At 55.7% G+C, this 13,455-nt stretch carries 12 protein-coding genes; 8 read left to right on the top strand and 4 right to left on the bottom strand.

Annotated features, from left to right (window positions below; genetic code table 11):
- Positions 1–6 precede the first annotated feature (6 nt).
- Both ACI2J2_RS12955 and ACI2J2_RS12950 read left to right on the top strand, forming a co-directional pair.
- A complete protein-coding gene (locus tag ACI2J2_RS12955) occupies positions 7–867 on the top strand; it encodes a ketose 1,6-bisphosphate aldolase (RefSeq protein ID WP_209636623.1) in 861 nt (286 codons plus the stop codon).
- Positions 867–1,880, top strand: a complete 1,014-nt coding sequence (locus tag ACI2J2_RS12950) for a carbohydrate kinase family protein (protein ID WP_404760185.1) — start codon at positions 867–869, stop codon at positions 1,878–1,880. Before ACI2J2_RS12955 ends, ACI2J2_RS12950 begins: the two co-directional genes overlap by 1 nt.
- Here the strand turns inward: ACI2J2_RS12950 and ACI2J2_RS12945 are convergent.
- Positions 1,855–2,595, bottom strand: a complete 741-nt coding sequence (locus ACI2J2_RS12945; RefSeq protein WP_209636619.1) for a response regulator — start codon at positions 2,593–2,595, stop codon at positions 1,855–1,857. The genes ACI2J2_RS12950 and ACI2J2_RS12945 overlap by 26 nt on opposite strands.
- Before the next feature lie 210 nt (positions 2,596–2,805).
- On the opposite strand from ACI2J2_RS12945, the gene mak reads away from it, so the two are divergent.
- The 3 genes from mak to ACI2J2_RS12930 all read left to right on the top strand — a co-directional run bounded on the left by mak (position 2,806) and on the right by ACI2J2_RS12930 (position 4,433).
- A complete protein-coding gene (mak, locus tag ACI2J2_RS12940) occupies positions 2,806–3,714 on the top strand; it encodes a fructokinase (RefSeq protein ID WP_404760184.1) in 909 nt (302 codons plus the stop codon).
- A gap of 102 nt (positions 3,715–3,816) precedes the next feature.
- On the top strand, positions 3,817–4,050 hold the full coding sequence (locus ACI2J2_RS12935; RefSeq protein WP_209636615.1) for a type II toxin-antitoxin system Phd/YefM family antitoxin: 234 nt from the start codon (positions 3,817–3,819) through the stop codon (positions 4,048–4,050).
- The gene (locus tag ACI2J2_RS12930; protein WP_265554654.1) at positions 4,047–4,433 is read left to right on the top strand and encodes a type II toxin-antitoxin system VapC family toxin; all 387 of its coding nucleotides are present in this window, start codon (positions 4,047–4,049) and stop codon (positions 4,431–4,433) included. Before ACI2J2_RS12935 ends, ACI2J2_RS12930 begins: the two co-directional genes overlap by 4 nt.
- Here the strand turns inward: ACI2J2_RS12930 and licT are convergent.
- The 3 genes from licT to sbcD all read right to left on the bottom strand — a co-directional run bounded on the left by licT (position 4,430) and on the right by sbcD (position 9,952).
- Positions 4,430–5,278 carry a BglG family transcription antiterminator LicT gene (gene licT, locus ACI2J2_RS12925; protein ID WP_209636611.1) on the bottom strand — a complete coding sequence of 283 codons (849 nt, stop codon included), beginning with the start codon at positions 5,276–5,278 and terminating at the stop codon, positions 4,430–4,432. The two genes, ACI2J2_RS12930 and licT, sit on opposite strands and share 4 nt — an antisense overlap.
- Before the next feature lie 193 nt (positions 5,279–5,471).
- A complete protein-coding gene (sbcC, locus tag ACI2J2_RS12920) occupies positions 5,472–8,723 on the bottom strand; it encodes an exonuclease subunit SbcC (protein ID WP_404760183.1) in 3,252 nt (1,083 codons plus the stop codon).
- The gene (sbcD, locus tag ACI2J2_RS12915; protein WP_404760182.1) at positions 8,720–9,952 is read right to left on the bottom strand and encodes an exonuclease subunit SbcD; all 1,233 of its coding nucleotides are present in this window, start codon (positions 9,950–9,952) and stop codon (positions 8,720–8,722) included. The genes sbcC and sbcD overlap by 4 nt, the downstream gene beginning before the upstream one ends.
- 215 nt (positions 9,953–10,167) lie before the next feature.
- On the opposite strand from sbcD, the gene phoB reads away from it, so the two are divergent.
- From phoB to ACI2J2_RS12900, 3 genes are read left to right on the top strand one after another with little or no spacing between them, the layout of a single operon-like run.
- Complete coding sequence (gene phoB, locus ACI2J2_RS12910; RefSeq protein ID WP_004949222.1) at positions 10,168–10,857, top strand: phosphate response regulator transcription factor PhoB; 690 nt, start codon at positions 10,168–10,170, stop codon at positions 10,855–10,857.
- A 24-nt stretch (positions 10,858–10,881) separates the two neighbouring features.
- Positions 10,882–12,198: a phosphate regulon sensor histidine kinase PhoR gene (gene phoR, locus ACI2J2_RS12905; protein WP_209636604.1), complete on the top strand. Its 1,317-nt coding sequence runs from the start codon at positions 10,882–10,884 to the stop codon at positions 12,196–12,198.
- 15 nt (positions 12,199–12,213) lie between these two features.
- On the top strand, positions 12,214–13,152 hold the full coding sequence (locus ACI2J2_RS12900; RefSeq protein ID WP_404760181.1) for a PstS family phosphate ABC transporter substrate-binding protein: 939 nt from the start codon (positions 12,214–12,216) through the stop codon (positions 13,150–13,152).
- Positions 13,153–13,455: the final 303 nt, after the last annotated feature.

The raw sequence follows: 13,455 nt of genomic DNA, 5'->3' as shown, positions 1-13,455 counted from the left end.
ACCAGCATGGCATTGATTTCATTGGCTCAGGGGCTGGCACATGCGCGTCAGCAGGGTTATGCGTTAGGTGCGTTCAACGTGCTCGACAGCCACTTCCTGCGGGCCCTGTTTGCAGCAGCGCAGGCGGCACGGTCGCCCTTCATTATTAATATTGCAGAAGTGCACTTTAAATATGTCTCGCTGGAATCTCTGGTGGCGGCGATTAAAAGTGAAGTGGCACAGCATGATATTCCCGTGGTGTTGAATCTCGATCACGGCCTGCATTTCGACGCGGTGGTGCAGGCACTGCGGCTGGGATTCAGCTCTGTGATGTTTGACGGTTCCGGTTTGAGTTACGAAGAGAACGTGCGTCAGACGCAAGAAGTGGTACGCATGTGCCATGCGGTCGGCGTTTCTGTAGAGGCAGAGCTGGGCGCGGTCGGCGGTGACGAAGGCGGTGCGCTGTACGGCGAAGCCGACAGCAATAAATTTACCGATCCGCAGCGGGCGCGTGAATTTGTCGAATTGACCGGAATTGATGCGTTGGCGGTGGCGATTGGCAATGCGCACGGCAAATACAAAGGTGAGCCAAAGCTCGATTTTGAGCGGCTGGCGGCTATTGAGCATCAGGCGGGAATTCCGTTGGTGCTGCACGGCGGTTCTGGCATCAGCGATGCCGATTTCAAACGTGCGATTGGCCTGGGGATTCACAAAATTAATTTCTACACGGGTATGTCACAAGCAGCGCTGGGGGCGGTTGAGCAGCGGATAACGCAACGTCACGCGATTTACGATGAGTTTGCTGAAGTGCTGCTGGCGGTGGAACAGTCGATCGCTGAAGTGGTGCAGCAGCAAATGCATATTTTCGGCAGCGCCGGGCGCCTGTGATGATCCGCCGCGGTATTTTTTCGGCAGGCAACATGCTGGTGGATCATGTGCATCAAATTGCCCACTGGCCACAGCCGGGCTGGCTGGTGGAGATTGAACACAGCCAGCGTGCCACCGGCGGCGCGCCGCTTAATGTGTTGTTGACGCTGGCGCGTATGGAAACCGGTTTACCGCTGGCTGCGCTTGGGCTGATTGGTTGCGACGCCGACGGTGACTACATTTTGCAGATGCTGGCGCAGCACCGGGTCGACAGCAGTTTTGTACGGCGCAGTGAAGCGGCGATGACGTCCATGTCACAAGTGATGACTGAACCGGGTGGGCAGCGGACGTTTTTCCATGCGCTCGGCGCCAATCGGCTGCTGGATCTGGCCGATTTTGACGGACTGTACAGCCAACATAAAATTTTCCATTTAGGCTATTTGTTGCTGCTCGACAGCCTGGATCGCCCGGATGAAGAATTCGGTACGCGTAGCGCACGTCTTTTGGCACAGATGCAGCAACGCGGGTATCAAACCTCACTCGATCTGGTGTCACGCCAAGGGGATCCGCGTTATCGGCCATTGGTGCTGCCCGCGCTGCGCTGGCTGGATTACCTGGTGATCAACGAGTTAGAAGCTGGGGAGTTTACCGGGCTGGCGCTGCGTGCGGCCGACGGCGCGTTGCAACAGCCCTTGATGGCCCAAGCCGCAGAACAATTATTACGGGCCGGTGTGCGGCGGCGGGTGGTGATCCACTGCCCTGAAGGTGCCTACGGGCTGGAAACGTCGGGCGAAGCACGTTGGCAGCCGTCATGGCCAGTGAGTGACGCCGAGATTGTTGGCAGCGTGGGTGCTGGGGATGCCTTCTGTGCCGGAGTGCTGTACGCCAGCCATGAAAACGGGTCTTTGAAGGAGACGTTGCAGCTAGCGCATGCCTGCGCGCGTTTCAATCTCTTGTGCGCCAACGCGATCGATGGCGCACGGCCATTGCCGGAATTGTTGGATTACATCAGACGGCAGCCACAGGCTGGCTGACGTCAGCAGCAAAAACATAACCCAGCCCACGAATGGTGCGGATCAGTTCGGGCTGATGTGGATTGTTTTCGATCTTACGTCGTAAACGCATGATCAAAACGTCGATAGTGCGATCGAACACCTCCAGCGTTTCGCTATGGGTCAGTTCCAGCAGGCGATCGCGGGTTAGCACTTTACGTGCATGTTGTACCAACGCCAGCAGCAAGCCGTATTCGCCCTGGGTGAGGTCAACCGGTTGTCGCTGGGGGTTATGCAATGTGCAGCGGCTTGTGTCCAGGCACCAGCCGTTGAACTGCCAGCCTTCGGGCTTACTCGAGGAGAGCAGGGCCGGCTCCAGCGCCAGTGCGCCGGTACGACGTAATACGGCTTTGGCGCGGGCAACGACCACGCGTGGGTTGAAGGGTTTGGCGATGTAATCGTCGGCGCCCATTTCCAGACCGACCACCACGTCGGACTCGGAACCCAGCCCCGTCAGCATCACTACCGGTAGATCCGGGCGCAGGCGATGGATCTGCTGTAGTACCAGCAAGCCATTGGTATCCGGCAGGATCATATCGAGCAGCACCAGTGCAATATCCGGCTGCTGGTTGATCAAGGTGAGCGCTTCACTGCCCCGGTGGCAGGCGTGGACGGTAAACACGTGCTCATTGAGCACGTCGCAAAGTACGTCACAGATAGCGGGATCGTCATCGACGATCAATACGGCAGGTTTCATCGCTGCTCTCCGGATTATATTATGCGGAAAATGTTATCAATAGGTTAACTGCTTAAATGCAGTGTACCCGATGACCAATTAATAAGCGGCAGACGGACGTGTTCGGATGTGGAAATTGCCATCACCGTCACACTCGGCGGTCATTGAGTGATCCTGGCAACTGAATATATTAGGCTGTGGCAACGTTGTGGTGCATTGAGGAGAAAAATCGTGCGCATTGGTATCGACCTGGGTGGCACCAAAATTGAAGTAATCGCGTTGGCCAATGACGGGCAGGAGCTGTTCCGTCATCGTATTGCCACGCCGCGTCATGACTATCAGCAAACGCTGAATGCCATTACCGGCCTGGTGATGCTGGCGGAAGAGAATACCGGCCAACAGGGCTCCGTCGGTGTCGGCATTCCCGGCACATTGTCGCCTTTTACCGGCCTGGTAAAAAATGCCAATTCGGTGTGGCTGAATGGGCAACCCCTGGATAAAGATTTATCACGAATGCTGGCGCGCGAAGTGCGTATTGCAAACGATGCTAACTGTCTGGCGGTTTCTGAAGCTACCGATGGCGCAGCCGCCGGCAAACAAACGGTGTTTGCCGTCATTATTGGCACCGGCTGTGGTGCTGGGGTGGCAATCAACGGACAGGCGCACTCGGGCGGTAACGGCATATCGGGCGAATGGGGGCATAATCCGCTGCCGTGGCTGGATAGTGACGAACTGCGTTTTCGTGCTGAGGTCCCCTGTTACTGTGGCAAACAAGGCTGTATCGAGACCTTTATTTCCGGCACGGGTTTTGCCACTGACTATGCACGCTTGAGCGGCACCCCGCTCAAAGGGCATGAGATCATGTCCTTGGTGGCACAAGGCGATGCCTTGGCAGAGCAAGCCATCAGCCGTTATGAACTGCGGTTGGCGAAATCGCTGGCGCACGTGATCAATATTTTTGATCCGGACGTGGTGGTATTGGGCGGCGGCATGAGCAATGTGGATCGTTTGTATCAGCACGTACCACAGCTGGTGAAGTCCTGGGTTTTCGGCGGCGAGTGCGAAACCCCGATCCGCAAAGCCGTCCACGGTGATTCCAGCGGCGTGCGTGGTGCAGCCTGGCTGTGGCCACAGCTGTAATCGTTGCAAAAAAGCGCGGGCCTGCTCGCGCTTTAATCAATTCTCTGTACAAAAACTAGACTCTCCTTTATGCTTTAGCTAACTTAGCTAAGGAGGTCGCGTATGCCTATCCAGGCCAATATGCACGAAGCCAAATCTAACCTGAGCCAACTGGCGGATAAAGCCGCACAGGGAGAGACCGTGATTATAGCGAAAGCAGGGAAGCCATATGTTCAGTTGACGGCTATCAAGGGGAAAAACCGCCAACCCGGTGCCGCCAAGGGCAAATTTACCGTGCCGGAGAATTTCAATGACGGCGATGCAGACATTACCGCGCTGTTTGAGGGCGATGAATGAGGCGCCTGCTGCTGGATACTCATGCACTGCTGTGGTGGCTGATAGACGATGCCAGCCTGGGGGAAGGGGCAAGAAAGCAGATCGCCGATCCCGGCAATAGGGTGTTTATCAGTGCGGCCAGCATTTGGGAAATGTCGATTAAGCAGGCGTTGGGTAAGTTGGTGCTGCCGGAGGACATTTTCGAGGTGATTGATGCCGAAGATTTCCTGTCGCTCCCAATGACGGCTTTTCACGGCCAGCAGGCGGGCCAGTTGCCACCGCATCACAACGATCCTTTTGACCGCATGCTGATCGCCCAGGCGCAGGCGGAAGGGTTAACACTGATTTCCGCCGATGCCGTTTTTCCAAGATATGGCATCAGGGTATTTGACGCCCGACGCTAACCCTCTTTCGTCTCGCTTTCGCTGCGTACCCGCTCGATGTGAATAGTCAAAAACATCATCTCTTCGCTGGTTAACTGGTGTTGGTAGTTCTTTTCTATGTGCTGATTAATTTTCCCCGCGCAGGCGAAGGACTCAGGGTATTTCTCTTTCACCACCAGATAGAGCGAATCGTCGTCGCTGTCGACGTAGTTTTTCCCCAGCAGGCGTTGGGCGAAGAACTTGAGGTGGGTAACAAAGCGATGATAACTCAGAGCTTCTTCGTTATAGTCAAAGCGGAAGTGGTATTTGACGATGTTCAAAATCTCCTGCATCACGCGGGTGATGTGCAGGGTGTTATGCATTTCATCATTCAGCTGTGCGTTGACCAGGTGCAGGGCGATAAATCCGGCTTCATCTTCCGGCAGGGCGGTGCCCAGCCGCTGGGCGATCAGCGCCAACGCCTCAAGCCCGACGGCAAACTCGGCCGGGTAGAGTTTTTTGATTTCCCACAGCAGCACGTTTTTAATGTCCAGCCCCTGCGCATGGCGCTGCAACGCAAAGTGGATGTGATCGGTCAGCGTGATGTAGACGATGTTGTGCAGCTTACCTGGCAGGCGCTGGCGGGCGAGGGTGATGATTTTGTCGGCGGTGGTGACGCAAGCCAGTGGGATTTCAGACAACAGCGTTTTAAAACGCTCGGCCATTTCGCTGCCGTTCAGCGTAAAGATCTTCTCGATCAGCTCTTCGTCCAGCAGATCCCCCGCCTTCTTTTTAAAGCCAATACCTTTGCCCATCACCACCGTCTCTTCCTGACGGTCGTCCAGCGTAATCACCACGTTATTATTGAGTATTTTAGCGATCTTCATGGTTCTTCCCGGATGTTTCAGCGCGCTGAAAACGAAAAAACCTGACGCCCGGGAGCGATCCCGTGCGTCAGGTTTTGCCTGTATATCTACAGTAGCAATCCTGTTATCGGTAGTATCATAACCCTTGTCCGCGGCGGCTCAACGCTTTTCGCCAGGGAGTGCCACCGCGGTCACATTTCTCAGCCCAGTCAGGCTATTCCAGCCGGAACTGTGGCTCCAGTCTACTGACGCCGAGGCCGTTGACCTTTTTCACCTTAATTTGCACCGGAATACGGTCTTTCATTGCCTCAACGTGACTGATCACGCCAATGGTTTTCCCCGAGGCATTCAGGCTGTCCAAGGCGTCCAACGCGGTATCGAGGGTTTCTGCATCCAGCGTGCCAAAGCCTTCGTCGAGGAAGAGCGAATCGATACTGGTTTTGTGGCTGACGAGATCGGATAGCGCCAGTGCCAGCGCCAGACTCACCAGGAAACTTTCACCGCCGGACAGGGTGCGGGTATCGCGCAGCGCGTCTGCCTGCCAGGTATCCACCACCAGCAGTTCCAGTGCGTCGCTGGCTTTACGTTGCAGCAAATAGCGTCCGTGCAGTCGGCCAAGCTGGTTATTGGCCAAATACACCAGGTGATCAAGGGTTAACCCCTGAGCAAACTTACGGAATTTGTCGCCCTCTTTGGAGCCGATTAACTGATTGAGATAGCTCCAATCGTCGTACTGCTGCTGGCTCTGGCTGATGTGTTCAAACAGTGACTGTTGATTGATTCGGCGCGCTGCGTCACTGTCTAACTGATTACGCACTTCACCCTGTTGCAGCTGCAAGGTTTTTAACCGTTGTGCCAGCGTTTCCAGGCTCTGGCTCAGGATTTGGGGATCGGCCTGGGTCTCATCCAACCCTTGCGGACGCTGTTGTTGGTGCTGTTGCAGGCTTTCAACAGCCTGTGCCAGCAGTGCACGGGCTTCAACGTGTCGCTGTTGTAATTGCTCTTTGCGGTGTTGCAACTGTTGGCGTTGGGCATCATCAAGCAGAGCGGCATTGAACGCGGCCTCATCACTGAATTCACTGGTGGCTAGCGCCTGCAGCCAGTCTTGTTCCGCCTGTTGAAGCCGTTCGTTTTGTTGCAACAGCTGTTGCTGTAATCCAGCAAGTTGGCCGCTCAGACGATCGCGTTGCTCCTGCGCTTTCTGCCAGTGCTCGGCGGCTTGTTGACTGGCCTGTTCGCAAAGCCCTTGTTTGGCGCGCAACTGTTCGCGCTCCTGCGCGATTTGCCGTTCACCAAACAGGGCAAGCCGCTGTGCACGTTGCTCGCCCAGAGCTTGTTCACCGTCCTGCCACTGTTGCTGCAGGCGCTGCTGTTGTAACAGGGCTTCTGCGAGGCTTTTCTCCAGCAGAATGAAACGCTCGTCCAGCCGCGCCTTGTCTTGCTGTGCCTGTTGCTGCTGTGTTTGCAGTGCGGCTAACTGGTCTTTGGCCTGCTGCACTGCGTGCGACGCTTGTTCGTGTTGCAACAGAGCGGCCTGACCCTGACGCTCTTCGTTGTCGCAGGTGGTTAGCCACTGGCACAGGCGATCGCTGTCCTGAAGGGTAAAGTCAAATGCCAGCGGCGCGGTCAAGCGTTGCCAGTTTTGCTGGTGCTCAACAACGTGCTGCTCATCTTGTGCGATGAGTTGCTGTTGGCGCTGTTGTTGTTCTTTCAGGCTTTCGCAACGGGTACGCAGTTCAGTACCCAGGGTGTACAAGGCCTCAGTTTTGATGCGCATCTCTGCCAGGCGCAATGCGGTCTCGGAAGGTTTTACCGTCTGATACTGCTCAATGGCCGGGTGATTACAAGAGCCACAGAGTGGACAGGGTTCGCCGGTTTGCAGGCGGGCGCGTTCGGCTTCCAGGCTGACAATGCGCTGTTCCAGTTCGAGGGTTTTTTCCACGTCCGACTGGTGTGCTTTTTGTTGTTTATATTGCTGTCGCGTCTCTTCGAGCTGTTTTTCATGTTCGCTGAGCTGCGTCTGACGGGCGGCAAACTCTTTACGTTGTTGCTCCAGACGTTCTCTGACCTGACTAAACAGCGAGGAGAGGGTGAATAACTGCTGGCGCACCGGGCGTAACTCGGCCAGCTCAGCCTGACGTTGACGCAGTGCTGCCAGGGGCGACTGGGCTTCCAGCGCATGTTGCTGTTGCTGCTGCGCCGTCAGCGCGGCGGTGAGGGCGTTAAGCTTTTCCTGATGCTGACCGGCCTGTGCGGTCAACTGGGTTCGCTGAACCTCGAGTTGTTCCAGCGCCGTTTTTTGCTGGGCATACTGCTGTGCGGCGCTATCGCACATCTGTTGCAGTTCGGTCTGCGTTTTCTGTAACTGGGCAATCCGGTTATCGAGCGGGACGACGTGATCGTCGATCAACCGCTGTTGTTCCTGCTGGTGTTCAACATGTGCCTGTAGTTGCACACGGGCTTGTTCCACAGCCTGTTGCAACGGTGCCATCTGGTCGAGCTGCTGCGCCTGCTGCTGCGTCAACTGGGCAATCTGCTGTTGTAGCGTCTGGTGATCGTGACGGCAGCGGTTACGTTCGTTAAGCAACGGCCGCAGTTTTTCTGCCGGTTCGCTGCGTGCCAGTTGCTGTAGTTGCGGTTCTGCTGCGGTTTGCTCTAGCTCCACCGTGTCCAGTTGGCGCTGATATGCCTGTTGTTTTTGCTGCGTTTGCTGCCAAAATTGCAACCAGTTCAACGCCTGCTGCTGCTGACGGGTTTGGTCGCTGAGGGTATTTTCTTGTGTCGCCAATTCAACTAACTGGTTTTCCAGCAGCTGTCGTTGTTCATCATTTAGCAGTTCAATACCGCTGGCGCGTTGATGCAGCGCGTCCAGTTCGACCTTGGCCTGTTTGTGCTGTTCGAAAACCCGCTCCGAAAGCTGGCCGTAGATCTCGGTGCCGGTTAGCTCTTCCAGCAGTTCGGCGCGATCATTGGCATCAGCGTTAAGGAAGGCGGCGAACTGGCCTTGGGACAGCATCATCGATTTGGTGAAGCGCCCGAAATCCAGCCCGGTAATTGCGGCGGTAAGATCCAGTTTGTCGCGCACTTTGTCCGCCAGGATCTTGCCATCTTCACGCAGTGCCAATTCGACTTTAGGAGCCTGCAGGTTACCGTCTGGCGCATTTTTGGCGCGGCGCTGGCTCCAGAATGCGCGATAACCGACACCTTTGACCTCAAACTCGACCTCTGCCAGCGACTCGGCGGTATGGCGTGTCATCAGCTCGTTTTGGCTCGGTGTGACATTCAGGCGCGGCGTCTGGTGGTACAGCGCCAGACAGATGGCGTCCAGCAGGGTGGTTTTACCTGCCCCGGTTGGCCCGGTGATGGCAAACAACCCATTGCTGGCAAAAGGCTCCGCAGTGAAGTCGATTTTCCATTCACCTTGCAGGGAGTTGAGATTTTTTAATCTCAGGCTGAGAATTTTCATTGGCTCGGCTCCTGATCTTGGTGCCTAACGGCTTCGACGACCTGCTGGAACATTTGACTCATGCGTTGCCGGCGATCATCGGCCATATCAGGTTCTTGCGCCAGACGACGTTCGAAGACGTCATTGACGCTCAGTTCGTTAAGCGTTTCTTTGTCCTGTTGTTCAATCGCCTGGCGGCGCTGTTCTTTACTGCGGCGCAGCAACACCACCTCTACGGGCAGTTGATCGGCCAGCAGTTGGATACGGCGCTGAATGTCGCTGAGATAATCCTGCGTAGCGACCTCGATATCCAACCACACCGGCAACTCACCTTGATAATCGGCGAACTGCCGTAATTGGTGCTCGATCTGCGCTAAATCACCCTTAATAAGCTGCATAGGTTGGAAGCTGGGAATGTCCAGCGTACTGACCTGTTGCAAAGTACCTGCGGAGAAATCCACCATGAACACGCTTTTTGCTTTGCCCAATTCGTCGAAACTGAGTGGGATCGGCGAACCGCTGTAGCGAATGTGCTCGGATTTTGCGACGTTCTGCGCACGGTGAATATGCCCCAAGGCGATGTAGTCGGCCGGTGGGAAAGCTTGCGCCGGGAAGGCATCCAGCGTGCCGATATAGATATCGCGCACGGAATCGGACGTGGTGACGCCAACCGTTGTCAGGTGGCCCGTGGCAACGATAGGCAGTGCCAGGCCGAGCGCGTCGCGGCGTGCACAGGCGGCGTGATAAAGCGTCTGGTAATGTTCTGCGATGGCCTCTTGCAGCGCCTGCTGTTTTTGCACGCCTGACTCACCGGCTCGGCTGGTAAGCAGATCTCGCGGGCGTAAGAACGGGATGGCGCACAGCACGGCGCCCGGTTGGCCGTCGCGTTGGTTCAGGACCACGATTTGCTGTTCGGTTTCAGCCTGCGCGTTGGCGATCACCGTCGTATTCAGGCAAGAAAGCAATTCACGCGACTCATTTAAGGTTGCCACGGAATCGTGGTTACCTCCCAGCACCACTAATTGGCAGCCGGTATGTTGCAGCTCTACCACGAAGCGGTTGTACAGTTCGCGGGCATAGCTGGGTGGCGAACCGGTATCGAACAGGTCCCCGGCGACGATCAGTGCATCCACCTGATGTTGCTCGATTTGGTCTATCAGCCAGCGCAGAAAAGCCTGGTGCTCGGCGGCACGGCTTTTGGTGAAAAAGTACTGGCCAAGATGCCAGTCAGAGGTGTGGATCAGGCGCATGACACTCCCGGGGCGATAAGCTAATGGCGGTGATTATAAAGGGCACCGCGGCGGCTGTCGTGACGGAATCATTATGACAACTGAATGATTTTTCTTTGACGTTGGAAATAATCGCTATGCTTACTGCCTATAACAGGGTGTTCTTTTCATAAAAGTGTCATAAAACTGACGCATAATGGCGCCCGCAGATAGCTAACACATTGGCAGGATTGACGATGGCAAGACGCATATTGGTGGTGGAAGACGAAGCGCCGATCCGTGAGATGGTGTGCTTTGTGTTGGAACAGAATGGTTACCAACCGTTGGAAGCCGAGGATTATGACAGTGCCGTGACACGCCTGTCTGAGCCGTTCCCTGATTTAGTGTTGCTCGACTGGATGTTACCCGGGGGGTCCGGCATTCAGTTTATCAAGCATATGAAGCGTGAAGCGCTAACCCGCGATATTCCGGTGATGATGCTGACAGCGCGTGGTGAAGAAGAAGACCGGGTTCGTGGTCTGGAAGTCGGTGCGGATGATTACATCACCAAACCTTTCTCGCCGAAGGAACTGGTGGCACGTATCAAGGCGGTAATGCGCCGTATTTCACCCATGGCAGTGGAAGAAGTGATTGAAATGCAAGGGCTGAGCCTGGACCCTTCCTCACACCGCGTGATGGCCAACGAGCAAGCGCTGGATATGGGGCCGACCGAGTTCAAGCTGTTGCACTTCTTTATGACCCACCCTGAGCGAGTTTATAGCCGCGAACAGTTGCTTAATCACGTCTGGGGCACTAACGTTTATGTGGAAGACCGCACCGTTGACGTGCATATCCGCCGACTCCGTAAGGCGTTAGAGACCACTGGTCATGACAAAATGGTTCAAACCGTTCGGGGCACAGGCTACCGATTCTCAACGCGCTACTGATCGCGCCGCGCTGGAGAATATGCCGTGTTAGAACGTCTATCCTGGAAGAGGCTGGCCCTGGAGCTGGCCCTTTTCTGCCTACCTGCCTTATTACTGGGGCTGATTTTCGGTTATCTGCCCTGGTTGCTGCTTGCCTCCGTGCTGGCTGCGCTGGTGTGGAACTTCTACAACCAACTTAAACTTTCTCACTGGCTGTGGGTTGACCGCAGCATGACACCGCCACCCGGGCGCTGGAGCTGGGAACCGCTGTTTTACGGCTTATACCAGATGCAACAGCGAAACCGTCGCCGACGTCGTGAGCTGGCGTTATTGATCAAACGTTTCCGCAGCGGCGCAGAGTCACTGCCCGATGCGGTGGTGATGACGACCGTTGAAGGTAACATCTTCTGGTGTAACGGGTTGGCGCAGCATCTGCTGGGTTTCCGTTGGCCTGAAGATAACGGCCAACACATCCTGAACCTGCTGCGTTATCCGGAATTCAGCCACTATCTGCAACAGCAGGAGTTCTCTCGACCGTTAACGCTGCAGTTGAACAATGAGCATTACGTTGAGTTTCGCGTGATGCCGTATTCAGAAGGGCAGCTGTTGATGGTTGCGCGTGACGTGACCCAAATGCGTCAGCTTGAAGGCGCCCGGCGCAACTTCTTTGCCAACGTCAGTCATGAGTTGCGCACTCCGCTGACGGTATTGCAGGGCTACCTGGAAATGATGAGCGACGAAGAGCTGGATGGTTCGCTGCGGGGCAAAGCGTTGGGCACCATGCAGGAACAGACTCGCCGCATGGATGGTCTGGTCAAGCAGCTGCTGACACTGTCGCGTATTGAAGCCGCGCCAAATGTAGAAATGAACGAGCGGGTCGATATTCCGTTGATGCTGCGAGTGCTGCAACGCGAAGCGCAGTCATTGAGCGGCGGGAACCATGAGATTACTTTCCGGGTGAACGAACAGCTTAAGGTTTTTGGCAACGACGACCAGTTGCGCAGTGCGGTATCCAACCTGGTGTATAACGCTGTGAATCACACGCCAAAGGGCACCAATATTGAGGTGAGCTGGCAACAAACGCCAAGCGGCGCGCAGTTCCAGGTCAGTGATAACGGGCCGGGCATCGCTGCAGAGCATATTCCACGTCTGACCGAACGTTTTTACCGCGTTGATAAGGCCCGTTCACGCCAGACTGGCGGCAGTGGGTTGGGGTTGGCGATCGTTAAGCATGCATTAAGTCATCATGACGCTCGACTGGAGATCCTCAGCGAACAGGGCATGGGTACCCGATTCATTTTTACCTTGCCTAACCGGTTGATTGTTCCCGCAGCTTTATCAGAGAATGCGGTGAAAAATTAACGCGCGAGAGGCTCAATGATCCGAATGACCCGAGGGCTACTGCTTTGCCTGGTGCTGTTGGCGAGTCGTGGCGCGCTGGCGCAGCCGGACGGCATGCTGTCCGGTAATTTGTCGAGCGTCGGTTCCGATACGCTGGCAAATCTCATGGCGCTGTGGGCGCAAGATTTCAGTCAGCATTATCCCAACGTTAATTTGCAGATCCAGGCCGCGGGGTCCTCTACTGCCCCCACCGCATTGGCGGCAGGGGCGGCGCAGCTTGGGCCGATGAGCCGACCGATGAAGGCGGCAGAGGTTTCGGCGTTCGAACACCGCTACGGTTATGCGCCGTTGGCGGTACCGGTCGCTGTCGATGCGCTGGTCGTGTTGGTCCATCAGGACAACCCTCTGCGTGGGCTTAACCTGCAGCAGCTTGACCGAATTTTTTCCGCCACTCTGCGCTGTGGTGAAAGCCAACCGTTGACGCGCTGGGGGGAACTGGGGCTGACCGGTGATTGGCAGCAGCGAGCCTTGCAACGTTTTGGGCGTAATTCTGCCTCCGGTACTTACGGCTATTTCAAGCTGCGTGCGCTGTGCGGCGGCGACTTTATGCCGCGCGTCAATGAATTGCCCGGTTCTGCCTCGGTGGTGCAGGCCGTTGCCGGTTCACTCAATAGCATTGGTTACGCCAGCATCGGTTTTCGTGCCAGTGGTGTGCGGCTACTGCCGTTGGCTGAGTCTGGTGAAAACTATATCACTCCCAATGATGCCAATGTACGCAATGGCAGTTACCCGCTGTCGCGCTACCTGTATATCTACATCAATAAAGCGCCCAACCAGCCGTTGGAGCCGCTGACCGCAGCCTTCCTCGATCGCGTACTGTCTGATACCGGGCAAGACCTGGTTAATCACGACGGTTATCTGCCGCTGCCCCCCGATACCCTGCATAAAACCCGATTGGCATTGGGCTTGAAATAAGTGCTCCAGAAACACGCATCATGATTTGGCGTTGCGCGGGCGGCGGCGAAGCGCCGCGTTTTGCAGCGGCTTGCACGCATGTTAAAGGTTGGCAGACAGCCGCAGTGGAATAAGCTGCAAAAACGTCATGAGCCTCTTTTGGCGGCTTTGATAAAGGCTGAAACCCGTTCATACCGCGCGGAAACTGAGTGTTTATTGGCGTTTTCGCGCGGACATTGGCTATAGGTTTCACGTTTTGTGAGATGGTTGCTCAAAAATGATACAAATCATGTATTGTATATTTATTGATAACCACTATGATCG

The organism is Serratia sp. NPDC087055 (assembly GCF_044900985.1).
Taxonomy (GTDB): domain Bacteria; phylum Pseudomonadota; class Gammaproteobacteria; order Enterobacterales; family Enterobacteriaceae; genus Serratia.
This window is presented reverse-complemented; position numbering and strand designations above follow the sequence as displayed.